This is a genomic window from Lysinibacillus sp. Bpr_S20 (assembly GCF_023337835.1).
Lineage (GTDB): Bacteria > Bacillota > Bacilli > Bacillales_A > Planococcaceae > Lysinibacillus.
In genome coordinates this window covers 620,697-647,075 of record NZ_JALNLQ010000001.1, presented here as the reverse complement: position 1 = coordinate 647,075, position 26,379 = coordinate 620,697, and the positions used below count along the sequence as shown (strand labels likewise).

34 protein-coding genes, 1 pseudogene and 1 other annotated feature are annotated in these 26,379 nt (G+C 35.8%); of the genes and pseudogenes, 9 read left to right on the top strand and 26 right to left on the bottom strand.

From position 1 onward, the window contains the following. Positions 1-33 precede the first annotated feature (33 nt). On the top strand, positions 34-1,461 hold the full coding sequence (locus tag MWJ95_RS03185) for an MDR family MFS transporter (RefSeq protein WP_249104180.1): 1,428 nt from the start codon (positions 34-36) through the stop codon (positions 1,459-1,461). Between the two features lie 322 nt (positions 1,462-1,783). On the opposite strand, the gene MWJ95_RS03180 is transcribed toward MWJ95_RS03185, so the two are convergent. The 3 genes from MWJ95_RS03180 to MWJ95_RS03170 form a co-directional block, all read right to left on the bottom strand. Continuing rightward, a complete protein-coding gene (locus tag MWJ95_RS03180; protein WP_249104177.1) occupies positions 1,784-2,305 on the bottom strand; it encodes a GNAT family N-acetyltransferase in 522 nt (173 codons plus the stop codon). 90 nt (positions 2,306-2,395) lie between these two features. Further along, a complete protein-coding gene (locus MWJ95_RS03175) occupies positions 2,396-2,929 on the bottom strand; it encodes a dihydrofolate reductase family protein (protein ID WP_249104174.1) in 534 nt (177 codons plus the stop codon). Between the two features lie 244 nt (positions 2,930-3,173). Next, positions 3,174-3,785 (bottom strand): undecaprenyl-diphosphatase, encoded by a 612-nt coding sequence (locus tag MWJ95_RS03170; RefSeq protein ID WP_249104172.1) that lies wholly within the window; start codon positions 3,783-3,785, stop codon positions 3,174-3,176. Between the two features lie 334 nt (positions 3,786-4,119). On the opposite strand from MWJ95_RS03170, the gene MWJ95_RS03165 reads away from it, so the two are divergent. Next, positions 4,120-4,518 carry a glucosamine 6-phosphate synthetase gene (locus MWJ95_RS03165; RefSeq protein WP_249104170.1) on the top strand — a complete coding sequence of 133 codons (399 nt, stop codon included), beginning with the start codon at positions 4,120-4,122 and terminating at the stop codon, positions 4,516-4,518. 223 nt (positions 4,519-4,741) lie between these two features. On the opposite strand, the gene MWJ95_RS03160 is transcribed toward MWJ95_RS03165, so the two are convergent. From MWJ95_RS03160 to MWJ95_RS03140, 5 genes are all read right to left on the bottom strand, one after another. Continuing rightward, the gene (locus MWJ95_RS03160; protein WP_249072281.1) at positions 4,742-4,957 is read right to left on the bottom strand and encodes a hypothetical protein; all 216 of its coding nucleotides are present in this window, start codon (positions 4,955-4,957) and stop codon (positions 4,742-4,744) included. Positions 4,958-5,128: 171 nt separating this feature from the next. Further along, positions 5,129-5,659: a GNAT family N-acetyltransferase gene (locus MWJ95_RS03155; protein WP_249104167.1), complete on the bottom strand. Its 531-nt coding sequence runs from the start codon at positions 5,657-5,659 to the stop codon at positions 5,129-5,131. Between the two features lie 156 nt (positions 5,660-5,815). After that, positions 5,816-6,322, bottom strand: a complete 507-nt coding sequence (locus tag MWJ95_RS03150) for a hypothetical protein (protein WP_249104165.1) — start codon at positions 6,320-6,322, stop codon at positions 5,816-5,818. 317 nt (positions 6,323-6,639) lie between these two features. After that, a complete protein-coding gene (locus MWJ95_RS03145; RefSeq protein WP_249104163.1) occupies positions 6,640-7,083 on the bottom strand; it encodes a GNAT family N-acetyltransferase in 444 nt (147 codons plus the stop codon). Between the two features lie 25 nt (positions 7,084-7,108). Further along, entirely contained in the window at positions 7,109-7,426 is a 318-nt protein-coding gene (locus MWJ95_RS03140; protein WP_053482762.1) for a MazG nucleotide pyrophosphohydrolase domain-containing protein, read from the bottom strand. 141 nt (positions 7,427-7,567) lie between these two features. On the opposite strand from MWJ95_RS03140, the gene MWJ95_RS03135 reads away from it, so the two are divergent. From MWJ95_RS03135 to MWJ95_RS03120, 4 genes are all read left to right on the top strand, one after another. Continuing rightward, positions 7,568-8,143 carry an LOG family protein gene (locus MWJ95_RS03135; protein WP_249104160.1) on the top strand — a complete coding sequence of 192 codons (576 nt, stop codon included), beginning with the start codon at positions 7,568-7,570 and terminating at the stop codon, positions 8,141-8,143. Between the two features lie 627 nt (positions 8,144-8,770). After that, positions 8,771-9,928 carry a hypothetical protein gene (locus MWJ95_RS03130; protein ID WP_249104159.1) on the top strand — a complete coding sequence of 386 codons (1,158 nt, stop codon included), beginning with the start codon at positions 8,771-8,773 and terminating at the stop codon, positions 9,926-9,928. Between the two features lie 204 nt (positions 9,929-10,132). After that, positions 10,133-10,321: a hypothetical protein gene (locus tag MWJ95_RS03125; protein ID WP_249104156.1), complete on the top strand. Its 189-nt coding sequence runs from the start codon at positions 10,133-10,135 to the stop codon at positions 10,319-10,321. Between the two features lie 79 nt (positions 10,322-10,400). Continuing rightward, complete coding sequence (locus tag MWJ95_RS03120) at positions 10,401-10,709, top strand: RNHCP domain-containing protein (protein WP_249072275.1); 309 nt, start codon at positions 10,401-10,403, stop codon at positions 10,707-10,709. Between the two features lie 56 nt (positions 10,710-10,765). Here MWJ95_RS03120 and MWJ95_RS03115 read toward each other — a convergent pair whose 3' ends face one another. Next, entirely contained in the window at positions 10,766-11,209 is a 444-nt protein-coding gene (locus MWJ95_RS03115; protein WP_249072274.1) for a hypothetical protein, read from the bottom strand. A 130-nt stretch (positions 11,210-11,339) separates the two neighbouring features. Between MWJ95_RS03115 and MWJ95_RS03110 the strand changes: the two genes are divergently transcribed. Next, positions 11,340-11,585, top strand: coding sequence for a YkuS family protein (locus MWJ95_RS03110; RefSeq protein WP_249072273.1), 246 nt, complete (start codon positions 11,340-11,342; stop codon positions 11,583-11,585). Positions 11,586-11,664: 79 nt separating this feature from the next. On the opposite strand, the pseudogene MWJ95_RS03105 reads toward MWJ95_RS03110, so the two are convergent. From MWJ95_RS03105 to MWJ95_RS03080, 6 genes and pseudogenes are all read right to left on the bottom strand, one after another. After that, positions 11,665-11,923: pseudogene (locus tag MWJ95_RS03105) on the bottom strand (CPCC family cysteine-rich protein). 91 nt (positions 11,924-12,014) lie between these two features. Then, positions 12,015-12,314 carry a YfzA family protein gene (locus MWJ95_RS03100; RefSeq protein WP_249072272.1) on the bottom strand — a complete coding sequence of 100 codons (300 nt, stop codon included), beginning with the start codon at positions 12,312-12,314 and terminating at the stop codon, positions 12,015-12,017. Positions 12,315-12,478: 164 nt separating this feature from the next. Then, positions 12,479-12,622, bottom strand: a complete 144-nt coding sequence (locus MWJ95_RS03095) for a hypothetical protein (RefSeq protein WP_249072271.1) — start codon at positions 12,620-12,622, stop codon at positions 12,479-12,481. A 366-nt stretch (positions 12,623-12,988) separates the two neighbouring features. Beyond that, positions 12,989-13,216, bottom strand: a complete 228-nt coding sequence (locus MWJ95_RS03090) for a hypothetical protein (protein ID WP_249072270.1) — start codon at positions 13,214-13,216, stop codon at positions 12,989-12,991. 135 nt (positions 13,217-13,351) lie between these two features. After that, positions 13,352-14,287, bottom strand: coding sequence for a PD-(D/E)XK nuclease family protein (locus tag MWJ95_RS03085; protein WP_249072268.1), 936 nt, complete (start codon positions 14,285-14,287; stop codon positions 13,352-13,354). A gap of 13 nt (positions 14,288-14,300) precedes the next feature. After that, entirely contained in the window at positions 14,301-15,041 is a 741-nt protein-coding gene (locus MWJ95_RS03080) for a sulfite exporter TauE/SafE family protein (RefSeq protein ID WP_249072266.1), read from the bottom strand. 91 nt (positions 15,042-15,132) lie between these two features. On the opposite strand from MWJ95_RS03080, the gene MWJ95_RS03075 reads away from it, so the two are divergent. Then, positions 15,133-15,630, top strand: a complete 498-nt coding sequence (locus MWJ95_RS03075; RefSeq protein WP_249104154.1) for a DUF1648 domain-containing protein — start codon at positions 15,133-15,135, stop codon at positions 15,628-15,630. Positions 15,631-15,734: 104 nt separating this feature from the next. On the opposite strand, the gene MWJ95_RS03070 is transcribed toward MWJ95_RS03075, so the two are convergent. The 7 genes from MWJ95_RS03070 to MWJ95_RS03040 all read right to left on the bottom strand — a co-directional run bounded on the left by MWJ95_RS03070 (position 15,735) and on the right by MWJ95_RS03040 (position 20,676). Then, entirely contained in the window at positions 15,735-16,595 is an 861-nt protein-coding gene (locus MWJ95_RS03070) for a hypothetical protein (RefSeq protein ID WP_249072260.1), read from the bottom strand. Beyond that, positions 16,561-17,079, bottom strand: a complete 519-nt coding sequence (locus MWJ95_RS03065; RefSeq protein WP_249072259.1) for an RNA polymerase sigma factor — start codon at positions 17,077-17,079, stop codon at positions 16,561-16,563. The genes MWJ95_RS03070 and MWJ95_RS03065 overlap by 35 nt, the downstream gene beginning before the upstream one ends. A 119-nt stretch (positions 17,080-17,198) precedes the next feature. After that, entirely contained in the window at positions 17,199-17,822 is a 624-nt protein-coding gene (locus tag MWJ95_RS03060) for a hypothetical protein (protein ID WP_249072256.1), read from the bottom strand. 168 nt (positions 17,823-17,990) lie between these two features. Continuing rightward, positions 17,991-18,176 (bottom strand): helix-hairpin-helix domain-containing protein, encoded by a 186-nt coding sequence (locus MWJ95_RS03055; protein ID WP_249072254.1) that lies wholly within the window; start codon positions 18,174-18,176, stop codon positions 17,991-17,993. A 450-nt stretch (positions 18,177-18,626) separates the two neighbouring features. Then, entirely contained in the window at positions 18,627-19,238 is a 612-nt protein-coding gene (locus MWJ95_RS03050) for a CPBP family intramembrane glutamic endopeptidase (RefSeq protein WP_249104151.1), read from the bottom strand. A 553-nt stretch (positions 19,239-19,791) separates the two neighbouring features. Continuing rightward, entirely contained in the window at positions 19,792-20,220 is a 429-nt protein-coding gene (locus MWJ95_RS03045) for a GNAT family N-acetyltransferase (protein ID WP_249104148.1), read from the bottom strand. A gap of 15 nt (positions 20,221-20,235) precedes the next feature. Next, positions 20,236-20,676 carry a GNAT family N-acetyltransferase gene (locus MWJ95_RS03040; protein ID WP_249104146.1) on the bottom strand — a complete coding sequence of 147 codons (441 nt, stop codon included), beginning with the start codon at positions 20,674-20,676 and terminating at the stop codon, positions 20,236-20,238. Positions 20,677-20,788: 112 nt separating this feature from the next. Here MWJ95_RS03040 and pdxR point away from each other — a divergent pair, with 112 nt between their 5' ends. Continuing rightward, positions 20,789-22,177, top strand: coding sequence for a MocR-like pyridoxine biosynthesis transcription factor PdxR (pdxR, locus tag MWJ95_RS03035; RefSeq protein ID WP_249104144.1), 1,389 nt, complete (start codon positions 20,789-20,791; stop codon positions 22,175-22,177). 22 nt (positions 22,178-22,199) lie between these two features. Here pdxR and MWJ95_RS03030 read toward each other — a convergent pair whose 3' ends face one another. The 4 genes from MWJ95_RS03030 to MWJ95_RS03015 form a co-directional block, all read right to left on the bottom strand. After that, positions 22,200-22,598: a DUF5412 domain-containing protein gene (locus tag MWJ95_RS03030; protein ID WP_249072241.1), complete on the bottom strand. Its 399-nt coding sequence runs from the start codon at positions 22,596-22,598 to the stop codon at positions 22,200-22,202. Positions 22,599-22,948: 350 nt separating this feature from the next. Beyond that, positions 22,949-24,172 (bottom strand): GNAT family N-acetyltransferase, encoded by a 1,224-nt coding sequence (locus MWJ95_RS03025; RefSeq protein ID WP_249072239.1) that lies wholly within the window; start codon positions 24,170-24,172, stop codon positions 22,949-22,951. Then, complete coding sequence (locus tag MWJ95_RS03020) at positions 24,169-24,900, bottom strand: AAA family ATPase (protein WP_249072237.1); 732 nt, start codon at positions 24,898-24,900, stop codon at positions 24,169-24,171. Before MWJ95_RS03020 ends, MWJ95_RS03025 begins: the two co-directional genes overlap by 4 nt. A 38-nt stretch (positions 24,901-24,938) precedes the next feature. Beyond that, positions 24,939-25,850 carry a DMT family transporter gene (locus MWJ95_RS03015; protein WP_249104141.1) on the bottom strand — a complete coding sequence of 304 codons (912 nt, stop codon included), beginning with the start codon at positions 25,848-25,850 and terminating at the stop codon, positions 24,939-24,941. A gap of 120 nt (positions 25,851-25,970) precedes the next feature. Continuing rightward, positions 25,971-26,170: a binding site (T-box leader), on the bottom strand. Positions 26,171-26,379 lie beyond the last annotated feature (209 nt).

Here is a 26,379-nt window from a genome sequence, read left to right as displayed (position 1 = left end):
ACAACATTTGGGTATGAAAGGAAGGAACACTACATGAAGTTAGATTTGCAAAATATAAAACGGACACCCATCATGGTTGCTCTAATGACGGGCGCATTTGTAGCAACATTAAACGAAACATTACTAGGAAACGCCTTGCCAGTTCTAATGAATGAATTCCAGGTCGGTGCAACTACAATACAATGGCTAACTGCGGCTTACCTGCTCGTTGTTGGCGCACTTATTCCTGTAACAGCTTTAATTCAACAATGGTTTACTACGAGACAACTATTTATTATGTCCATGGTTACTTTCTTGATTGGTACGATTATCGCCGCATTGGCACCTACCTTTATGCTGTTATTAGTTGCCCGAGTGGTTCAAGCCATTGGGACGGGATTAATCATCCCCCTACTGATGAATACATTGTTAATGATTTACCCTGCTGAAAAACGGGGTACTGTTATGGGAATGCTCTTTTTAATATTTACATTTGCCCCTGCTATCGGACCTACTCTTTCAGGCTTCATTATTGAAGCATTGGATTGGCGCTGGCTATTCTTTATCGTAATTCCAATATCACTGCTTTCCATTTTTATTGGCTATTACTATCTTGTCAATGTAACGGAGCTCACAAAACCCAAAGTTGATATTCTTTCCATTATTTTATCAACATTTGGCTTTGGCGGTGTGGTGTATGGTTTTAGTGCTTCAGGCAATGGTGGTTGGTCAGATCCACAAGTTTATTGGCCAATTCTTATTGGCAGTCTGGCTTTAATTATATTCGTAGTTCGCCAACTGCGTATTTCAAACCCCATTTTGGAATTACGTACATTCAAATTTCCAATGTTCTCACTCTCGATTATTCTCTTAATCGTTGTGATGATGTCGATGTTCGCAACGACTACCTTACTGCCAATGTTTATGCAAAGCGTGTTGCTAGTAACAGCTTTTCAGTCCGGTCTCACTATGTTACCTGGGAGTGTTGTCAACGGATTAATGTCGCCTATTACAGGAAAACTATTTGATAGATTTGGTGCTAGAATTATTATTATTCCAGGTCTATTAATCGTTAGTATTGCGATGTATCTATTTACTAGATTCACACTTGAATCAACAACCTTGCAAATCACCTTAACTCATTGCTTGTTAATGCTAGGTGTCGCGCTCGTTCTTGTACCCGTTCAAACATATGGTCTGAATCAAATTACATCGGAATACTATCCGCATGGATCTGCGATTTTTAGTACGTTGCAGCAAGTCGCCGGAGCAATTGGTACATCCTTGTTTATCGCTACGATGTCTGCACGCTCCCGTAGTCATTTAGAGCAGTCTGCTGATCAAAATGATGCAACCCAACAATTAATAGCAGCTGTTGCAGGATATAGCGACACGTTCATGTTAGGCTTTGTCATATCTATCATTGCAGTAGTACTGTCTCTGTTTATTAGAAAAAATAAAAAAGAAAAACAAGTGAATTGAACTCTAAATTTCAAGGACTGCTTTGAGAATTCATCAAGGCAGTCTTTAAAAATAGAGTTTAGCTCTATTCCTTATTTCTTCACATCTTTATTGTTGAGATCGCTTTTTACAAGCAGCTATCCACTATCAATTATTACACTGCAGCTCTTTTCTATTTTAAATAACTGGTTTTTGTAAAAAAGATGGATTATTTTAAATCTTTATCTTCCACTAAAGCCCTCGTTTGTTCTAGTGGTATGATTCACAAATCATTCAAAAAGAAATAACTCTCTAGGTTACAAAAAAGCAGTCAATCCTTATAGATTAACTGCTCTTTAAACATTTATAAAAGCTTCTGATAAAGTTCAAATTTATCTAAACCATATTCACTATATCCTAAATCTATTGTATCAATATACTCAAAACCATATTTTCTATATAGTTTTATAGCTGGTTTATTTTTTTCATATACATCCAAACGAATAGCTTTTATATTCATTTCTTCGCTATATTGGATAATAAAATCCATAAGTCTTTTTCCAATTCCCTTTTTAAGATATTTAGGATGTACAGCGAAAGTATAAATAACCAATATATCTTCATCATCTAAATTGATTTTCCAATTAGCTTTAGAATAACCTAATTCTTGCTCATGTCGTAATATAACAGTGCCAACAATACGATTACTATCTCTAATCACATATAAATTACCTTCCTGTATGCCATTTATTGCAGTTTCTTTTACAGGATAAATTCCTTTCTTCCATCCAGGGTAATTTATATGAGCATCAAGATAATCATTTAAATCATTATATAAAGATTCAATTTCCTCAATATTATAGTTTGTTCCTTTTTCAATCTTCATAATTTATCGCCTTCATATTTAGTTTGTTTACGAATTTCATCCACAAGCAAAGTTGTCCTAATTAGTGTTGTAATACGACACAACCAAATGCTATTTCTTATCCTGCTTCACTTTATAATGCATCTGTACAAACTGACCATACCGTTTTGTATCTATTAAAATTAAATCGATTTGTGGATTTTTTTCTTTAAACAACGGAATACCAGAGCCAAGGATATGAGGTGTAACCGTAATAATATACTCGTCAATTAAGTTTTCTTTTATAAAAGCATCAAGTATACCCGCTCCACCGACCATCCATATTTTGGAACCCTCTTGTTCCTTTAACTTTCTCGTAAACTCTACAACGTCTTCATTGACATATTCTACGTACTCATCTGAACCTTTTTCCGATTTGCTGAAGACGTAGCATTTTTTACCAGGGTATGGAAATGATTCTGAGTTTTCCATTACATAATCATAAGTCTTTTTCCCCATGATCGTTGTATCGATAGATTGATACATTTCTTCATACCCTGCATCACCCTCACCTTCAGTCTCAGTTAACCATTGTAAATCATTATCTTCCTTTGCAATAAAGCCATCTAGACTTGCAGCAATGTATAAAACTACATCACGTGCCATATGATCATCTCTCCTTTTATGTTATATACTTTCCTTTATCAAGGAACATTAACTATTTTAGCTATAAAACATGACAAGTACTGGCATGTTTTAATAAAAAAAGAAAAGAATTTTTTTAAAAACTGAATTTTATCAATCTTTTTTTATTAAAATTTAAAACCGGTGAAATTTTACTGATCGTAGAATTTCACCGGCTTTTTAGTTTAGAGATGGGTTTTGCCTCAGCCTCTTCATCTTTGCTTTATTAATTTCCTTGACTTAAATCTTTAGGTCCGAATTTCGCTAAAAAAGGGATGCGTTTCGTTAGTTTGTTATAAATACTGAATAGAACTTGTACCACTGGCTCCAATATGTTGGAGAATTTGATAATGACAAAACCTGCCCCCAGTGACAAAAGGGCTCCGCCAATTACGTCCGCTGGATAATGAACCCCTACGAAGATTCGCGAAATACCTACTAAGATAGCCCATATTAACACAGGATACTTCCACGAGTCTTTTCGTAAAAGTAACGTCCATGCTAGAGCGAATACTAAGACTGAATGATCACTGACAAACGAAGAATCATCAGCATGTGGTACTAACTGATGAACATCATATGTAATGAATGGTCGCGCATGATAGTAAAATAAGTGAATGAGTGCGTTTAGACCCAATCCAAGTATAACTGTAAAGACAATATAAAAAGCAGTATATTGTTTTTCTGTCCTTTTTTCTTTGTTTGCTGTAAACCATAAAAATAACATGAATACGATGACGACATACGGAACGCTATCTGTAATGAAAATCATTCCTTTATCAAGTAAAGGAAAGCGACCAGCTAAATCATTAATCCATTGAAAAATTCCATAATTCATTTTGTAAATCTCCTTGCATTTAATTTCTTAGTAAATATAGTTCCTCATATTAAATAAGTAAGGATCGTTTTCCCGTAAGTTTGAATCTATCGTTGGTCAAAGTGATATATACCGATTAATTCCAGTTGAATTCCTTGCTTACTTTCATAAATGACGTCATGGTAAGCAGTATAGTTTCCTCATTTTAAAAATACCCTTTCATAAAAACAAGGAACGATGGAACTCCCGTAGTCATCCCCTACAATATTTAAACCTAATTTAGAAAATATTATAGTAAGCTAGCAAAAATCAGCATAAAGATGATAAAATATTTTAATAAAGGGGGGCTTTAAATATGGGGAAATTAAGCAAAAGGAATATACTGTGGATTGTGCCAATCGCGATTTTAGGGGTATTTTGGTATTTTTACGGTCCACAAAAGGATATAACCGATAATGAATATATTACATATGTTAAAAACTATTCATTTGAAAATAGTCATAAAACTTTAGAGTCTGGCCTTGCAAACGCTTGTGAAAATCCTTATTGGGTGTATTTTGAAACACAAAAAGGACAGAACGTTGTTGAATTTAAAGGAGACTGTCCTGTCAATAATAAAATCGAAAAAGTGAATGTTCAATTTTTAGTTGATCGAGATATGACAAATGTGAGATATGGCGCAATGCTGGTCGATAATAAAATGCAAGAAGAAGCAGATCGCGATCAATACCTAGTCGCTATAGTTGGTAAATAAATAGAAAAATGCTCTCGTTTGTACAGTGAACGCGAGCATTTTTCTATTCATTAAAATGATTGATAGTAGGGCCCAACGAATGGACAAAAAGATCCCCTATTTTTCATTTCACTGCTTTCCAAATCGTCCATCTGTCCTTCTCTACTATAGCACCCTCAGTTGATATGGTTTTATCCATAAAACCCATGCAATTTTAATTACTTTTTGCATGAGTTATTTTTATTTATTTTGAATCTACGGATTGGATAATGTTTAGCTCAAGTATTCGAATTTCCTTATTTAGCTTTGCAATGGCTGCTTCAATTTGTTCAAAGCAATCCTTTTGTCTTTTACTGACACTGTGCGTGGATATCGCTTCTTTTAATGCTGCTTGCCCTGCATAAAGAATTTCAAGTAAATCCAACTTTTCAAAATAAGCTGTACTATATTGTATTCCCATTTCACAAAGCCCCTTACTTTTACTTTTTCATCACTCATAATAATCCTAGCCATTACTAGCACTATATCCGAAATAAGCAAGCACAAAACTATGTCATAGTTATCATTTTTTATCAAACAATAAATGATTTTACGTAGGTTAAGAGACTTTTTACTTAAAAGAAAGTTTTTCTTATCTGTTTTTTAAAATAGAATAGATAAATGTATCGTGTGACTGACCATTTTGATATATATAATCTCTTAGCGTTCCTTCCTTTTCAAAGCCTACCTTAGTTAGCAGCTTATTCGAGGCTTCATTTTCTAAAAATACTACAGCGCCTATACGTGTTAGCCCCATATGCTCAAACCCATACGATACAATTTTGGAAACCGCTTCTTGCGTATATCCTTTTCTCCAATAATCAGGATGAATTTCATAACCGATTTCTGCTCGTCTATGAGTAGGCGACCATACATTAAAACCAATTGTCCCGATTATATCCTTTGGTCCCTTTCTTTCAATTCCCCATCTAATGCCTCTTTTTTCAGCAAAGTTCTTTGAAAATAATTTCACTAAATTTTCTGCCTGCCGCATCTCTATAAATGGCTCTTGCCCATAATAGCGTGTGACATCTTCATTTGAAAAACACTTAAAAACACTTTGTGCATCATCCTGCGTCAGCTCTCTTAAAATCAGTCTTTCTGTCTCTAAAATAGGAAACATTGAAACTCCCTCCTTCTCTACTATCCTCTATTCTCCACACTCAATTCATAATCCTTTAACAACAAAAAAGCACACCCGATAAAAAGTGTACTTACTTTGTTTAATTGATTTTCTAAATTTGAGCGGCTATTGCATCTTTTAGGGGTGGCTGCTTCTTTACTGAAAATAATAATTGACTACTTCCTCAGCCGAATGAAAAATGATATTGCTTTGCGTTTTATAAATAAACTTTGGTGATGTACAAGCTTTTTCTAGACTTTTCGCATACTTTAATGTATCTGTCATTTGCTCGATAATATCAGAATACCCATCAAGATTATTGGAGATTTTCGGCATCATTGTATCAGAAACGTCTAAAACAATGGAAACTTGATCTTCCGCAAAACTATTTAAATTAATGAAAAAGCACTCCTCCAAATCTTTCGAATGCTTATCAACATTTATAACAGCTTCACTATACTTTGCAATCAGTCCAGTCGATGTCTCCGTAATCGTAAAGCCCTGTTCCGTAAGTTTTTTATTAATGGCATTAAAAAAAGCATTGACTTCTGCATCCATTTTAGGTGTGACAGTCGTCTGCATTAAATGATCACAATTTTGATGAATGGTATCAATTTCTGCCTGCTTATCAACTAGTAATTTGAAGTTTGATATCGAGTACACACTAAATCTCCCCTTTTTTATAAGTTTGACATTAGGGTGTTTTTTTAGTCATCTTTCAACCATATATTTTTTTGAATAATGCTCTAATTTAGAAGAGAGAGGATTGTAAGTCTGAAGTAGGTAGTAGAAACTCGAAGAAAATAGTTGTCCAGTTAATATTGAACATTCATGGATATAACCAAAGGCTGTCTCAAAGAGTTAATCAGACAGCCTTTCTAACAATCAATTATGCCTCAGCATGAATCGGCTTTGTGCTCAGGCCTGCAAATGTTAATTGTGCGAAAGCGTAGCGACGTTTGGACACCTGCTGGAAGACGTTAATCTAGATGTTTTACCATCGTATAATAGCTGCTTCCAGGTGGATAATCTTTTATTTCTCCTACCACTTGATAGCCTCTTGCTTCATAAAACGTACGTGCTTGAAAATCATAAGTCGTTAACAATGCTTTCGTAGCACCCATTTGCTTTGCCGTTTCTTCAGCTTTTGCTAGTAGCTGTCCTCCAATACCTTTTCCACGGAATTCTTTACTAAACCAAAACTTGTTGATTTCTACCCATCCCCAATAAACCTCCGCAGTGATGCCGCCGATCCATTGCTGTTGATGATCAGATACGATTAAATTTAACGGACGAACAGAACCCTTTTCTCTACTTTTTTTATGGTACGATGAATGTTCATCGTTGTATTCCCGAATCTTTGCATTTAAAAATGTAGTAAAGTCATCATGATTTTCTGCTAAAATCTCAACTTGATAATCCAAATGAATCCCCTTTCCATATGTATTTTTATGCTTTGTAACGCTCCATTAGTTTTTCTTGATGCGCTGAAAAAATTTCTTCTAGTGAAATATCATATTTATTCGCTATTACGATGATATTCCCTAATACATCCCCAAGCTCTTCTACTAATTCTTGCTTATTTTCCTCGTAAGATTGAATCTTTTCATCTGGTCTATCTCTACCAATTTCCAACGCTCGTATAGCTCTTGCTACTTCCCCTGTTTCTTCAGCTAGGAAGCCAATGCGTGTGAAAATACTTAAATCAGACCAACCGCGTGTATCATAGTAATCCTTCAGCCATTTTTGAAACTCATTTAATTCCATTTTTTCTTCCTCCATTTCTTTCCTCTTAAAATTAAATTATACTATAAAAGTGAAACTTGCATCAGAGTGGATTGATCATCTCCTATGGTTAGAAGTTCACTATAATGCGGAAAGAAACTTATCTGATATGGAGGATTAATTATGGATAGTATTGCAGTATTTTGCGGATCAAGCATCGGTGCTTCTGAGGCATATAAAGAAGGAGCTATTCTTCTAGGAAAAGAATTAGCAAGACGTAATATTACCTTAATCTATGGCGGAGCGAGTGTAGGCGTGATGGGGGCAGTTGCAGATACAGTTCTTCGTGAAGGCGGCCAGGTAATTGGGGTTATTCCGACGCTATTAGAGGAACGCGAAATTTCTCATAAGCATTTAACTGAGCTAATTGTCGTCAATTCTATGCATGAACGCAAAAGTAAAATGATGGAACTAGCTGACGGTTTTATTGCTTTACCTGGAGGACCTGGTACGTTAGAAGAATTATTTGAAGTATTCACTTGGAATCAAATCGGCCTTCTACAAAAGCCTTGTGGTATTTTAAATATCAATCATTATTACGATTTACTCATTGGGTTATTTGACCATATGCAAAACGAACAGTTTTTACAAGCTCAATATCGAAATGCACTACTTGTTGATGAAGATGTTGCGGGACTATTAGATAAATGTGCAGCCTATGTTCCTCCTACAGTTAAAACATATCAAACGAATAAATGACGTTATGGATGAAAGCAACTTATTTTAGGATAGTAAAATCCTTTACTATTTCCATACCAAAAACAGCTGAAATATATGAATTCAGCTGTTTTTTCACTTTCTTTTCTTTAATAAAATGAGCAAAATCCTGTGACACAAAGGCAGTCTATTAACACCCAGAAGTTAAAAAATAAATGATTAGAAAAAGGATTGAAAAAGGATATTTCGTAGTCAAAATATGGATTGATGTCATTTTGAAATGATACGATTCGGTAAATCATTATGCTCAAAATCAGCACAAGCACCCCTGAATAGCAGGCTTGAAATAGTTTCCTTTTCGCTAAAAAACGTTCATGTACCTTTTCAAAAAACAAAGAAAAAATAAAGAATAATTAACATCGGAAATACAACAAACATTAAGCCCAGATTTCCATTTCCTCCTACAAAATTATCACCTGCGGGGTTGAATGAAATGGTAGCCATTCTTTTGAAATCTTCATGTTACGACGTTTTCATCTTTTATACTAAGCACAACCACAGAATGTTTTGAACCATTTAACTTTTTGTAAAAATAACGAACCTTTTTATTTGGTAATTCGTCTAAATATTGGAAACGCAAGGTTCCAAAGTAAAAAGGGGGAAATGATAATGAAAGTACCGATTAAAAAGTCTTGGATAATTGCTTCAGCACTAACTATAGGAATGGCTGTTCTTACGCCACTACAAGCAGGTGCTACTTCAGTAGAACCAACAAATGGTGTTTCTGTACAAATCGAACAGCAAATTACAGGAAAGATTAAATCTATTAGCGGAGATGGGATTGAATTAAAAGGTAGGGACGGTAAAAACTACTATATCGGTTTCTTTAAATTTTCTGAAGAACAACTAGAGAAAATGAACTTAGTAGAAGGACAGGAAATCACAGTTGAAGGTAGTGTAGCAGAGGATTATTTAGACTTCTACACATTCGAAGCATATAAAAAGTATTTGCCTAAAGAGGTATCAAAAGATGACTTAACTAAGTTAGAGAAAATGTTTAATGAAGTAAAAAAGCTGGAAAAAGAAGCTTCAAAAGCATATGAAAATAATGCGATGGAAGAAGCAGAACAGAAATATGAGGAATTGGGTAAAATTTATGTAGAGATGAGAAAAATTACTAGACCATATTATTTAGCTAATTGGCAGCCCCAAACATTTGAAGAGTATTTGGGGGATTATGAATTTAGTGAAAACAATATAGTTATTTCAGAAAATGATAAAAAACAGCTTCAAGCTATTTATGAAGAATGGGTAAAGCTTGAAAAAGATGGCCAAGAAGAAAAAGCTAATGAAAAAATGAACGAATTTCATAAAATCCTAAAACCATATTTCGAAGAGCTTTATCCACCTTTACCATTTGAGAAATATATGGAAGACTTTGAGTTAGTAGATATCCCTGCTGAAACTTTAGCAAAACTAAAAAATATTTATGAGGATGCCCGAAAAGCAGAAAAAGATGATAATCCTGAATTGTATGACAAACTATTTGGGGAATTCTATGACATCATTCATCAGTTCTTAAAACCTCAAACATTTGAAGAATACATGACTGACTTTGATTTTGAAGTTAGTGAAGCGGATCTTAAACAATTAAAACAGCTTTATGAAGAAATCTTAAAGCTAGATAAGAAAGAAGAACAAACAAAAATTGAAGAGAAATGGGAAGCATTCCACACTATTTTAGAGCCATATTTTAAAGCAAATAAAGAAATTTTAATTTCAGCTTCTAAAGTAACCATTAATGGCGAAGAATATCTTCCGCAATAAGTAAAAGATTTGGGGTGTCTCACAATCATTGAAATGACTGTTGAGATTCCCCTTTTTTTATCTAAAGTCAACTTTGGTCCTCCATCAATCCGAAAAATTATTTGAATAATTTAATTTATCTGGTAATCTTTTAGTGAATGAAAATGATATGGGGTGATAAATTGACATTTCATCTATTCAAAACAATTGCTCGTTAGGGGACGAATGCCGAAGTCAGTGAATATAGGAGAACACCTACTAGTGGAAGATGGAGCGGTCCGTCTTACAGTGGTTGACACAAAAATACAAAAACAATCGTGGTCCGGATCAAAGGATGAAATAAGTCTTTGTGAAGTAGGAACTAGAAGTAATCGTTTTGAAGAGCAAGACGGTGAATTGGTTAATTCCCTATAAAAGCCTGATACTACTATTGTAGAAAAAGAAAACGGAACCCTTTCTCCAATGTTGAAATAACATTTTGGAGGAAGAGCAATTGAGTAGAAAAAATGAAAATACAGCATTTCAATGTGAAAATTGCGGTACAATGGTTGAACCATTAACCAACGGCAGTTTCCGAAATCATTGTCCAAATTGTTTATTTTCGAAGCATATGGATAATGTTCCTGGAGATCGAGCAAGTTCTTGTAGAGGCATGATGAGACCCATTGGAATCGATTACACTGGAAAAAAAGGCTTTCAGCTTATTCATCAATGTACAAAATGTCAAAAGATTAATCGTAATAAAGTGGCTGTTGATTCCATTCAAGAGGATCAACTTATCCCCTTTATGCAATCCGTTTAGGTAAAGTATTCTTCGAAAGACACATTGGAAAGTAACTTCAATGTGTCTTTAATTAATCATTTTACTTCTATAGAAAAAATATAAGAACCATTTCCTTTGTCCCATCTAGCGAAAATACTATAAATATATGTCCCCTTCTCTTTTGGGACAGAGAACACATTACCATCTACCTTCACTTGTTCAACCTCATTGCTACGTAGCCATTTTTCTACTTCTATTCCATCAATCGGTTGTTTCTTAAAATTGATTTTAATTTCACTTTGGGGAGAAATAGAAAACGGAGTAATTTTATTATTAGCGATAATTTCAGGTGGTGAGATTTTATCCACACATTCATTACTCAACAAATTTTGCCAACAATATGTACCTTGAACGGTTGGTACCTTTTTGCCTTCCGACAAGACAACAGGCTTTGGTGGTCCAGCATTCAGTAGCATAATTATCCATATAAAAGCGATAATAAATAAAATACAAATTATTTTTAGCTTTAGACTTCCCATATAAAATCACTCCTAACCTGGAAAATACATTTCACGCCATTTAAAATTTAATTATGTATAACAAAAAAATGAATTAAGTGCATAAATAGCAATCCTATATGACACATTACATATAGGAGGTGGAAGAAAAATGACTAAAATAATTGGTGTAGAACAAACATTAACAAACGTTGAAGACGCTTTAAAGGCAAAAGGTTATGAAGTTATTCAACTTCGTACTGAAGAAGATGCAAAAAAATGTGATGCCTGTGTTATCACAGGGCAAGACAGAGATATGATGGGAATTAGCGATCCAGTCATGGCAGGACCTGTGATTGACGCTGATGGACTTTCTGCTGATGAAGTACTTCAACGTGTCGACAAATATTTCCACTAAATATGACTTAGGTGCTGCCCCTATAGACTTGTTGACTATAGAGCAGCACCTTTTACTATTTATGTCGAACAAAACAACATTAATAAATTCGCCAATTCGGGTCTTTTATATTTTCTTTGTTTGGTTGTCTTACAAATTTTACGTACTCTTTTTCACAAGCTCCAAATGATAGAAAATTTCGTTGTGCTTGTTTTAAGGATACTTCATTTGCACCGCCACTATAATCAAGATTACGAAATTGGACCCCGTCATTTTCCCAGAAGCAAATCTTACAAATTTCATATGTATCTGGCGGTTCCTCATCTAAGATATCCACAACATGGACAAGTATATTTCAAGTTTTCACCTCGAAAATCTGTTCAAGAAAACATCTTTTACAGTACCATTTCTTAAAGGATTGCTCAAACTTTCTTTCGAAACAGCCTTTACTTATGTAGACCTTGGTGAAAAAACGCTTTTCATCGCACCAACTATTCCAGGCACTAGAAATACAATGCCAAAAAAGATAGTTAGTAAATTGAAATGCTTTGTTTCATAAAAAGTAAACCACTCTCTAAAAAACGAAGAGTCAGTAATTCTTCCAAATAATGTTCCACTAACATCTCGGTAATTAGGGATCCATCCCGTTGCTTCTAGTGTAATGAAAATGATCTGTGACAATACAAATACACCAATAGAAGATACCCACGGACGTTTCAAAAATGGAATATGTTTTTGTTTGTAAGCCAATTCATATCCCCCTTCCATTAAATACCATTCATATACATTTGCATATGCATGACAAAGGTTATATACCAAAATGAAACATACTATCTGCTCCTGAAATGTGAATCTCCCGCAGACGATGATCATTACTTTTCAAGTTATTTTCTCCCTTAGCTCTATAACTTTAGCTAATATTTCTCTGACAACCCATCCCTAAAAAATTCTAGTATTTCTTGACCAAAAAACGACACAGACAATAGAATAAATACAAGGAAAATAACTAAACCACCAAAAATAAATGAGAACACTATCCCCATTTTTTTATCATTCATTAAACACCCTCCCTACAAAGCGGTACCGTTACTATAATAATACCTCAAATTAGATTCATTTGGATAAAAATTCCCCTTTATTTAAAATATAGTCATTAAAGAACAGAGATAAGAATCAAATGATCATTTTGTTGAATAATAGATCTCTTTTTGAGCATCTATCCCATTACGGTTGTTGTCTTATTCTGTGAAGGAAAAAATGTTTGAATGCACACTGGTATATTTCGTGCGCTTTATGACAGAATTGATTCTACAAGCGTTTGTCGATTAACCCTGTCTCTTTGCCTTTAGAGTATATTCCATCCTTTCAAAGCATAATAATAAAAGCCACACCTTGTTTAGAAAGATGTGACTTCGTACATTTGACTAATCAAATTCCAAAATATTTTTTTCTACTTCTACCTTGTAAACATCGATAGTACTAATTAAAATTGTTTTAAAATTTTCTGTCTCAGTAAATGAATACCAAGGCTTCTCATTGAATTCATTAGAAATTTCTTCTGTAAATGTTTCTTGTTCGATATTATTTTTGATTTTATATTCTTCTTCACGATCCTCATTAAAGTAAAACTTCACTGTATATTCGTACTCCATAAGAAAACACCTCCTATCTACATATATAATGGATTGTTAGAACAAAAAATATGATACAAAATAAAAAGCCACACCTTGATAGGTATGACATTTTCTATAATTTCTCTCCTTTTCGTGTCCCGTTCCTTTTCTTGCTTAACTCTGTACACATAATTCTTTAAAATTACACCCTTTACAGTGCCATTTTTCCAGAGTTTGTTCAAATTCTTCCAAGTCCACTGGTTCATTGGAGAAAATATCCGCCTGATATTTTTTCATTTCCAGCACACTTCGCTGAAACGTATGTAAAATATTGTCCATATCAAATGCTGTAAAGGCGTATTTTTTTCGTTTACCAGTCAATAAATATTCATTATAGACATCAATCTGGTCAAGAGATACACGATATTTCTGCTGTATATAGTAGGCATAGAGCGCCAACTGCTGACGATCGTCATCGGACTCTCCGCCTGTTTTCCAGTCGATAATTATCCACTTGTCTGCTATCTCATCATAATAATGCAAATCCATTACGACGAAAACTTGTATCCCCTCCATTTTCATGGAACGAAATTGTTCAGGCTCACCGATTCGTAAGGAACCTTTTTGAGCGGTAATTTGCCGGAACGTTTCACTGTTAAGAAAGTTTTCAAACACAGCTGTCATTCGCTCTTTATAGTCCTGTACGAGATCAGCATTTAATGTCCCTTCGTAATAAATTTCCTGCATCATATAAAATTTATTAGGCTTATGTCTCCATAAATCTACATACCGTGTAGAATCGATAAAAGCAGCATTAAGTTGGCCACGTGCACGATTTACTAGTTCGGCAACAGACGGCGCCTTGCCGGTTTGCAAATACTCATTAATCGATTGCTCTATTAAATGATGGACGATTTGTCCAAATAAAATCGGCATGGATTGAAGCTTTTTCAAGCGATAAACATGCTGATGATAGGGCTCCACATTGTAACTTAACCAACCATTATGAGAAAAATAATATTCATAGCCATATTTTCGTGCGCAGCTTGTCAACGTTTTATGACGTGACAGTGACCACGAAAAAGATGGATACGGTGTAATTTCAAACATGACTATCGCCTCCCTAAATCTGTTTGATAAAATCATATCCGAGCTGTAATATTAGCACAATTGTCACAATACGTAGCAATAGCTTTACTTGATTTGCCTTAACCTTACTTGCAAGAATAATGCCAATTTGAGCACCAATGACCGAACCAACCATTAAAACGATGGTTAATGGCCAGTCAATTTTACCTGTGGCAATATACGTAATTGCGGCTCCAAAGCACATCGCAAAAACGCCTACACGTGACAGACCTACTGCTTTCATATAAGAAATCTTCTCATGTGCATATGTATAAAGTGCCAACGTACTGCTACCAGGACCGAACATCCCATCATAAAAACCAACCCCAAGTAGTATCGGTCCGTTTTTTCGATTCATCGTAAAGCTTTCTTTATCCCCAAACTCGGCCCCACCTACAAAGGACATAATAAGAGCAAAACCTAATAAAATAATCGCGATCAGCGTTAATGCTTGACTGCTCATAAACGATGCAAACAGCCCCCCAAGCGTACCACCGACTAGGGAAACAAGTAATACGGAACGCATTTCTGACCATAACAATTCTTTTCTTTTATAAATCGTGTAGAAGCTTGAAAAGGCACTGACCATATTAGACACTTTATTCGCACCTATTGCTGAATGGACTGGTACGCCCATTAACATCATGGTCGGTAAGGTAATTAGCCCTCCTCCTCCAACTAACGTGCCAACGATGTTGCCAACAATGCCTATTAGTAAAAATAACAAGTATTCCATCTAATCCACCTTTCTGTGACACACATGATGGTATTCATATGATACAGTATAACAGACTACTATTTTATAAGATAAACTATGAGGTGAACGAATGCTTGAACAACAAAAAACACCTACACCGCGTTTTTGTAAGTCGCTAACGCTTATTGTCGCGACTATTTTTTTAGCTGGCATTACGGCAACGCTTATCCAATACAGTAAGCTCCCCGCATCTATCCCAGTTTTGCAAAGCTTTAAGGGTGAACATGCCCAATTTGGCCCGAAAATCGCCATTTTTTATTTACCCTTTATTGCCTTCTTGTTATTTTTACTTTTACAATACTTAGAGATTAGAGCAGCTTATCCTATCTTTCGTAAAAATAAGCCTACCCTATCTCATTCAGAGCGACAAAATGGAATCATAACCTTTTGCCTCATTAAAAATAGTATACTCTTATACTTTACATATTCACTTTTCAATGACCTAACTGTTGGTTTAGGCCATACACGTATTTTACAGCAGTGGCATGCTTATTTATTTCTATTTGTCCTGTGCATTATATTTATAATGGGAGTCGTTCGTGGGATTTTATTGAGTAAGAAGAAATAATGGATACCTCCCTGCAATACTGCGTTGTTGGGTAATTAAAACCACCTATACCTTTGCAATTGTCTCATACGCAAAAGGTACAGGTGGCTTTATTGTTACAACTATTAATAAAGTATAATAATTAAAACAAGTGTTGCACTAATAATACTTATTTTTATTGTTTCTACTTTATAGACGGAATATGTCTGTACTTCTCGCTTTATATGATGCCAAATAATGAAACCATATAAAAACGCACACATAATCATTAATGGTTTATACAATGGACCGACCCAGGCTGCCCAAGCAAAAACACTGGATAGCATCGCAACTACAAGTACTATCAGCCCCCACATACGCCTCGACGGTTTAATTCCTTGTAGATTATGACGTTTATAATAGGACATAGAGAATATATTTATAGGGACCATAATCAGTGGGAAGATAAACATCCAAGGTAATATTTTTACAGAGTATAATGCTTCAAATACTTCATCGTATACGTCAGAATTCCCAACAAAAAATTGACCAGAATCAATATTTAACATACCCGTATCTGAGATCTGATAGTGTTCCTCTTGACCATCCCTGACAACGACTACATCAGTTATATGGTTCCCTAACTTTCCATCTACCTCTTCGACATACTGTGTTAAGTCTTCAAAAAAGCTAAAAACTGTTGGATCTTGGACCTTTTTCACAGACATATACAAACTCGAACTTCGCGCAAAGAATTGCCCTTCTTCTCCTCCGAAATGCATGTAAATCGCTTGAATAGGGTGACTAGCTGTCTGAGGTGATGAAGAACTTTGTGGTAGCATGATAAAAAATAGAGTAATCATGGCAATCGTAAAAAGTAAGGCACCTTCCTTCCAAATCGGTAAACCTTTTTTCTCCTTGCGGTGAATCCGTTCGTAAATGCGATTCTTTATGTACTGATCCTCTGGTAATTTATTGAGTTCCTTCAGTCGATTGTTTAAATCCAAAGTCATCACCTCCTAGTTTTTTCTCTAAAGCTTTCATAGCACTTCGCTGGGTATTTGCAATTTTCACTGTAGACCATCCTAATATTTCACTAGTTTCGGCTAAAGATAACTCTTCGATTTTTCTATAAATTAGAACCTCTCGATATTCAGGCTTTAATAACTGAATTGCCTCATACAATAGCCGACGTTCTTCAGACTGCATGATCCAATCATGTGGCACATATTGTGTCTCCCGTTTTTCATGTTTTCTTTGAAATGGAAGCCATTTAATAAGTGCTTTTTTTCGATAGGTGTCATAAACAAGATTTCGTGCAATTCTCCTTATATAAGTGTCCATAGCAGCCTCATTTCTAAACTGTCCTTTATAAACTCGAATGAATGTTTCCTGCGTTAAATCCTCCGCTAAACTTGGATCCGAAACCATATAGTAAATAAATTGATAAATGCGTTGAAAATATTGTTCATAAAGCTCATCAAACTCCATCTTTTCACCTCTCTTACTATATTAGACGAATGAGTAAACAAGATTTGTATGTTAAGTGTAAATTTCTTAAATTAAAAAATAGGCAACCTGACACCCAAAAGCATCAAGTAGCCTATTTTTCACAGATCCGTTTTCATTTTTTCAAATGTATGTATTAACACATATTTTTGTACACCGCGAGCCAATTCAATGCTTTCTTGCATATAAAGATGAAGGTCTGCTTCATTCTTCACTTCGTACGCATAAACCGCTTCAATTGCTGGCTGCATCCATGGCTGTGTAAGCTGATCGCTTCGCATGTCAGTTGTTCGTCCTTCAAGTGCAGCGATATAGCATTTTGCATAGCTAGTTAATGGCTCTTTATTGATTTTATTAGCGGCATCCTTTGCTTCCTCTAAATTTTCTTCCAGTATTGCCTTTATAAATTTATAGTTATACTTTATAGCTGGCTGCTTATATTTTTCAATAGCTATGTCTAGGGAATGAATCAAGTCCACTCTTGTCCCATAAGCAACTGCATAAGGGTAAGCAAAAAAAGGATGCTTCTTGCGTCCTTTGACTAACTTATCCACCCATTTCATATTATTAGTCCAGAATAAAATATGTATATGTCTATAAATCATTGCAATGGCAATTAAGATAAAAATGCCAAGTGAAATTTTTACGTTAACCCCCGCTAGTGATAGTACTAGTGCCAACATAAAAATGATTAAATAAAATATAACTAGTTTTGTAATTTTCATAATTCCTCCTATTGTAGTTTCCTTCGCATTTTCCGAGAAAAAATAAAGCCTGCTCCAAGAAAGAATACAAGCGCCATAAATTTCATGAGAGGAATAATAAATAACTTGCTAATCACCAAAACAACAAAGATATAATAGACCACCATTGCCAGTAAAAATAATGATAGTTTATTCACTATGCTCCCTACTTTCATTCAGCGCCGTTTCAAGGGCTGCTAGCGCTTTCGGTCCCATCCCGTGTAATTTTTTTAACGTTGATAAATCAACCTTTTCCAATTGCTCTAATTGTGTATACCCTGCCGCATTCAATGCTCGTATAGCAGGCTTTGATACTCCCTTTGGCCATTCCGACATTTATGCTCGTCCCTTCCTTTTTCGTCTATTAAGTATTTCTGTTTCAATAATACCTATTAATAGTATAGCTAATGAGGCGACGTGATAATCAACGAAAAAAGGCGTAAATGCTATATTATAATAACGGCATATCGCAGTGATCATACGCCCTCCCAATCAATTATGCCTCAGCAAAATTGCGCCCGGAATCGGCTTAGTGCAAAGGCAAGACGATGTTTTTGCGCGAAAGCGTAGCGGCAGCACTGACACAGGTCAGTTAGCCGTTATCGCATGGCCGCGATAATCTTTAGGCTAACATCCTCTAAGAACTTCTTTTCATTCCATGACATCCGCCGGAGCCTTTAATTTCTTTCAGCTACTAAAAGAAGTTAATACAAAAAAATTGAATTTCTATCACGCCTCTGCTTTATTATGCAATCGAAAATGACGAAATGCAAATGAGCTTAGCCTTTAGAACATATTAAACATTGCCGTTAAGGAGGCAAACAAATTGGCAAAGCCATGTATACCCCAGCTTGTTAGAATAGAGCCATTGGATTTTCGTTCATTTACCCACCCCATTAAATACCCTACAAACGCGGTTGCCAACACAACTAACACGACAACTCCAAAAGGTATAAATGAAAACATCATCAATCCATGTAAAATACCAAATAGTAAACTTTGTACGATATTTCCAATTTGAAAGCCAAACTTATGCATGAATCTTTTCAGTAAAAAACCCCTGAAAAACAGCTCCTCCGACAATCCTGTTTGTACAATTGCATAGAAAAAGGCTGGTATGAGCCCAGAAATACCAATCCCTGTAAAACGATTGGACGCTAAGATTGAACTGTCTAAGTAGAAATAAGTAATTGAATAAAGCGGCACATGAAATAAAACAATAATGAATAATAACAATACAAAATAATTCCTTTTATTTTCAATGACCGGCTTTTTGAGGCCTAGCCATCTTAAAAATGTTTGTTCTTTTCTTGCTGAGAAAAACCACCAAATAAACGGTATAACTGAAAATAACATGACTTGAATCATTGCACTTATTATACTTTCCAAAACCATCATTTTTCCCCCTGTTCAAAATGTTTTACATGAAGAATGACAAATGATCATAAGAAGTTTTTCAGGAATCGTTGGTTGATGTTTGAAGTTCGATGGTAACATCTGCTTTTCCGCCGCTTAATGTGCAAGTTGCGCCGCTAACTCCTGTTTTCCGCCGCTTCATGTGCAAGTTGCGCCGCTAACTCCTGTTTTCCGCCACTTAATGTGCAAGTTGCGCCACTAACTCCTGTTTTTCCGCCGCTTAATGTGCAAATTCCGCCGCTAACTCCCTCTTTTCCGCCGCTTAATATGCAAATTCCGCCGCTAACTCCCGCTTTTCCGCGGCTTCATGCGGAAATCATCGTCTGTGCTCTATATTGCGTCCTTCTTCATATAAAGCATATTAAATGGCAGTGTTGAAATCAAGATAAAATTAATGATAATCGTTAAATAATTATCTTTTATGAATAAATATTGAATGTTAATCATTATATAAATATTTAAAAAGCGACTAGAAAAACTCTAGTCGCTTTCACTCTTTATTTGGATTTTGCTCAATAAATTATTCACTACACCTTTACAATGCTTTTCGAAAAGAATAGCACCATTTTTCATAACCTAATCGATCTTCATAAAAGCGATGTGCACTCCCCCTTTGAATACCAGACTCTAAAGCAATATAGTGTGCGCCATTTTCTTTGCCCCATTGGTGAAGATAATGCAATAATTTTTCACCATATCCTCTTGAACAATTAGCCTCATCCGTTACTAAATCATAGACAAAAATATGGCGTTCACTGTAAAAATTGACTCTCCAACATAATCCGGCGACAGCCACAATGTTCTTATTTTCGTATAAAGCAAATAACATATAGCCATCTTGAGTCATTTCCTTTAATAATTGGAGGTATTTTTCCACTGTTAATTCCGTACGAAGCTGCACCATAACGCAATATGCTTCCATCCACTCCTGCTGAGTTGTTAAGTGTTTGATTGTTATAGTCATTTTTCGAAACTCCTCTTACCAATATTTAATATAATGAAATACGCCATCGTCTATATTCATTCCGAGCTTCTCGTATAATTTTTGAGCACGAACGTTGTCTGTCGCTGTTTCTAAAGCTATATAACGTGCATCCTTCTGTAAACAGTAAGAATAACATTGTTCAATTAGGCTCTGTGCTACACCTTGTTTCCTAGCATGCTCTGCCACAAATAAATCGTTTAAAATATACGACTGTTTCAATGCCACAGATGAAAAAATAGGATAGAGCTGGGCAAAACCAACTGGCTGCGCATCTAGATAAGCAAGAAACATAACTGACTCCCTCTTATTTAAACGCTCCATCAGAAACTGCTCAGCCTTTTCTAAATCTGATGGTTGACCGTAAAATTCTCGATAAGCGTTAAATAATGGCACTACATCTCCAACTGTTGCTAAGGTTACTTTACAAATCTCCATTCTCGATTCTCCCCATTTCTTTTAATATGTAATTCTAGTATTATGATAAAAAACAAACTGACATTTAAAAAGAAACAGTTCTCTACATTCCAGCATGTCAAGGAGGGACTTTATGGAGGATTTTATTTTCTTATTTACAGACGAAGAGGCAAAATATAAACAAATTTATCAGCAAATCAAATGGTTAATCGAACAAGGAAGATTGAAAACTAATGATTCCCTTCCTTCTATTCGAAGAATCGCCGAAACTTTACATGTCAGTCGGAATACAACTTTAACTGCCTATGAGCAGCTCGTCGCGGAAGGATACATACGTGGTGAGGGACGAAAGGGTTATTTCGTGAATGAGTTTGAAAAAGTATTCCTTCAGGAGGAACAGCCGAGCCTTACTCAAGAAATGAAAACGAACAGTCGAGATGTCCTCATTGACTTTCGAGCTGGAGCAGTCGATCAACAACATTTCCCTTTAAAAATATGGCGGCAAATGGCTAATCAAGTGTTACCTTTACAAAGATGCTATGAATATGGCGACCCTTTCGGTGAGCCATTTCTAAAAGAGCAGCTTGTACATTATTTGCTTCAAGCTCGTGGCGTTCATGTAAATGAAGAGGACATTATTATCGGTAGTAGCACGCAACAAATGTTAATTTATCTATGCTTTTTATTAAAGCAGGATTTCCCAAGTGTTATTTTAGAAGACCCTGGCTACAACGGTGCACGAGAAGCATTCAAGCTGCATGACTTTCAGATTGAAACTTTACCTGTGTCGGAAAACGGTGCAAGGCTTGAGCATTTAAAGCACCTACATTCGCGCTTAATCTATGTCACACCTTCTCATCATTTTCCATACGGCGTTTCCATGAGCATTCAGCAACGGCAAGCCTTAATTCAGTGGGCTAAAAAAGTTGGTGGCTTTATACTTGAGGATGATTATGATGGTGAATTTCGTTATACGCAACAGCCATTTCCTGCTCTCGCCTCACTCGACAAGTCACGTGTGATTTATCTGGGGACATTTTCAAAATCGTTTTTACCAGCTATTCGTTTAAGCTATATGGTGCTACCAAGGACACTTGTACAGCCATATAAAGAACGCTTTGCTCATTTCGAACATAATGCCTCGTCCTTACATCAATTAACAATGGCGAAATTCATGGAACAAGGTGAATGGACTCGACATATTAAAAGAATGCGTATCACCTATAAACATAAAATAAATGCGCTTGTAGCGGAGCTTGACAAACAGTTCGGAGAAAAAATTACGATACTTGGAGAACAATCCGGACTTTATCTATTAGTGAAGGTGCAAACTCAATGTTCAGAAGAGCAGCTCATTCAAAATGCTCAACACTACGGAGTCAAGGTCTATCCTACAAGCCCATATTTTCTTCAACAGCCAAGTTCTGTGCCAATTATTCAATTAGGCTTTAGTAAATTAAAAATGGAGGAAATTACTCTCGGTGTACAACTGCTAAGAAAAGCTTGGATCACAGAAAAATAAGCCATAACTGCTATGGTTATGGCTACTCATTATCTCGATCATCATATGTTTCATCAGGCACATTCAATGTCACACCGTTAATACTTACTGTATCATCGTCGCTCCAGTAAATGTTAGCTTCACTTTCTCGATATTGCCAATATATTTTTTTAGGCTTTCTTTTCTCATGGTTGAAAACTAACTCTCCAAACACCGTATAAGAAGTCGTCGCACCAGCATCTGAAACATAAGCCTTCACTGTATAAGTTCCTTGTGGAGATGTAGATTCAGCAATCAGCTCTTGTTTAAATCTAGCACAATCAAAAAACAGCCAATAAATACCGTACCCAATAATACCAGCAAAAAACAATATCCAAATAAATAGCACTAGAAGAGTTTTTTTGTATACTTTCTCCTTTTCTAACTTCTCGGCATCGTTCATCTGTAGCCCCCAATCTGTTAAGATAGAGACGATTTCAGCGGAATAGATGTTTCCTAAATAAGGAGAAACTTTCCACCCTCGCATATTTAGTGACTGAGCAGTTCTTGTGGTTACCCGAGCAGTTTTCTCTTGAACCCGAGCAGTTCTTGCGCTGACCTGATCAGTTTTCCGTTGAACCCGAGCAGTTCTTGCGCTGACCTGATCAGTTTTCCGTTGAACCCGAGCAGTTCTTGCGCTGAGCTGATCAGTTTTCCGTTGAACCCGAGCAGTTCTTGCGCTGAGCTGATCAATTTTTTCTTGAAGCAATAAGAAAGGGATCTGTACATCCTCCGCACAAATCCCCATTATTTTTAAAAATAATCAATAAACGTTGGAATGCCTATTGGTAGCACCGTCTCTAGTAATGCAATTTCTATGGCATTGCCATGTAAACGCTCGATTTTCTCTAAATAGCTCGGTCGTTTATAGCCTAGTAGCATCGTGGCAAGTGTTTGGACCGTTAGCTGAATAGCATTTTCGGATTGTGTCTCACTCACCTTTTCAACGGTAACATTTCCATTGTGCTTCGTGATAACAAATGTGCCATTATTCCATGCCACAATGCGATCACTAACAGCGAGTCTAAGCTGAAAATCATTTCCCGAAAATGGATAGCGTAGTAGAAATTCTTTTACGTCTACAATTCGTGCCATAAAATAAGGAGATACCTTCTGAATAATTTCACTATCCTCCAACAGAAAGGCAACGGCTTCATTGCCAGTTGTTTTACCGTAAACATTGTAAATCATTGAGTTATGCGCTGAGACAAAATTCCATAAACCTTTACGTGCTTCTTCCTGCAAATAGACCATTTCATCGATGTAATAATTTTCCTCCATAATACGGTAAAACATATAACCCTGTGGTATATCATCCTCATCATAATAAACCGCTGCCTGGAGGTTTACATCACTATCAATAAATTTTTCCTCCCAAAAATCTTCCTGAAACTTTTCATTCCAAGCGATACTATTACGAACCATGACACCGTGCGTCTTCTTTGAATAATGCGCATAAATCGTCACAACGTCTTCATGTTTCGGATCGACACGACGGATTTTTCCATTTAGACCACCATAGCGAGGAAGCTGCGTATCTTTGATTTGAAATTCCACAATATCACTCATAATTTCCCAGCCCCTTTTTCGGTAATATGGGATAGAATATGGAAATAAATAGGATATAAATTGTCCTTCATTTCGCATCCGCTCCAAGCTATCAATGATAAGGCTCTCCATCAAACCATGCCCTGAATATTCAGGGTACGTTCCGACCGCAGTAATGCCTCCCATTTCATAAATCCTACCATGAACATTTACCTCAAAAGGTAGGCTTAAAATTTGAGATACAAGATGTGAGCCATCGAACCAACCAATGGCATGACCTTCGTTAAATTGCTTACTTTTAGCATTCACAAAGCGGCGGTCCTTATGAATAGACATGGACATTTGAAAAACATAATTAAGCAAATCGATTGATTGTGCCATTTCATCTAATCGAATTTCTCGCATGACTAAGCCTTTACGTTGATTCATGATTCTCTCTCCTCATCAAATAACTCTGAAAAAATGGTTTCCGGTGCATTTAAAAAGCGCTTCGTAACAATGTAATGTATAGTATCCTCATAACGAATAGATTCAATCTCCTCATTATCAAAACTATAGATGGTCGCATTTGGATAGCCAAGCAATATAGGTGAATGTGTAGCGATAATAAATTGTGCCTCATGCTCTAAATCTTTCATAATTTTGAGTAGGCTCAGCTGTCTCGTTGGTGATAATGCGGCTTCAGGCTCATCCAATAAATAAATGGCCTTGCCTTTAAAACGATGCATAAATAGCGATAAAAAGGACTCACCATGTGATTGATGATGTAACGACTTACCTCCAAAAGCGGCATACTTATTTGGATGACCATCTAACAAATCAATATGACTCGCAAATTGATAAAACGTTTCCGAACGTAGGAAAAAGCCATTTGAAACTTTTGGCCACCAGGATAAACGAATAAATTCCCCAAGTGCAGATTCCGCTTTATGTACTTCATATAAATTTTGACGACCACCACCCGCAGTATTAAAATCACAGCGATCAGCTATAGCCTCTAGCAGTGTTGATTTACCAGAGCCATTTTCCCCAACAAAGAAGGTTACATTTGTAGGAAACTCTAGCTCCTGTAAATCCTGCAAACTAGGTATATTAAAGGGATATTGGTCTTTATCTACGATCTCTCTCTGTAATACCTTACATGATTTCAAATACATTATGTTCCCTCCCTTACTATTATTATAACGCGCTTACGTTACTCTGAAACCGTCCGTTTTTCTAAATACAAGCTACACACGCCCAAAATAAACAATAGACTGATTCCTATCAGGGAAACGGGCGACCATGATAGCCTCGCATCAAATAGTTGAAAGAAAAATGCGAATATTGGAACAAAGCATAAACTCATCATAACTATTAGCGGCGAACAATACTGAATGCCTATCTGCAATAAATACATTGGAAGCATGACACCCATTGCTGTCACAGCGATTATCCACGAAATATTTCCCTGGAAATATTTAAAAAATATGTCGAAAGTCGCGAAAAAAGATAATAAAATTATGCCATAATAACGATTCGCTAAAATCATGGAAGTAGTCCAACCAGCCTCACTTAACCTCTTAGAATAAATCGTACAAAGTACAGCTCCAATTCCACAGCCAACACTCGCGATTAATGCTAAAACCACTTGCAAGTTTATCTCCATTTGAATAGCTGATTTCCCACTTACAACCGCAAATATTAATATAGTACAAGCGATAAACGTTCCTGTGGCAATTACCCATTGTGCTTTCGGAATTGATTCCTTAGCAAAAACGGCCAATACCAAGACAAAAAGCGGTCCAATGCCCATCTCTAACGCACTCACAATCGCTGACTCTACATATTTTAAAGCGAAATAAAAGCCCATAAATGCTAACACGGACGCGACATTCAACTTCACAACATAATGAATATTTCCCCGCCACATATTAGCTTGTTTATGTTTGCGTGCGAAGAATGAGAAATAAATAGCTGTCATGAAAAAACTAATACCTGTAAATAAAAATGTTGGTACCTCTTGCACCTGCTTTGCATAGAAAACCTGACTCATTGCTGTTAAAAGTGCTGATAATACAAGCGCTACTAATCCAACTGTTGTTGCACGTTTTTTTGTGATCTCCATACATTTCCCCCTTATGTTTTTACATAAAAACCAAGTATTTTGTCGAAGAAGCAAAGATATTTGCTAGTTGCGATTCGTCGTTTTCAATTTCCTAAATAAAAAAACTTCCTCTCTAATAAATATAGAGACGAAGTTATCCGCGGTACCACTCTGATTAGCTAAAAAGCTCACTTTACTATAACGGTAGCAGCCGTTTACGCTTACTGCATTCAGCATAAAAACTCCTGGACGAGTTCATAAATGGTTTGCAATGATTTCCACCAGCCATCATCTCTCTAAAGCAAACTACATTCATTACTACTTCCAATCATTGTTAATTTATTTCGATATATCATAATGGTTTTTTACTTTTTCGTCAAGGTCCAAAGTAGAAATCCCGGCAATATAACGAATGTTCTATATGATTGGTTCTTATCATACATTGAGTAAAAACCTTCCCCTGCTAATTACTTTTTTTACATTACATACGGGCAATAAAGGAAGGGCTTTTTTCTAGGTTCAAATAAAAAAAGTAATAAGGAGAAAAAAT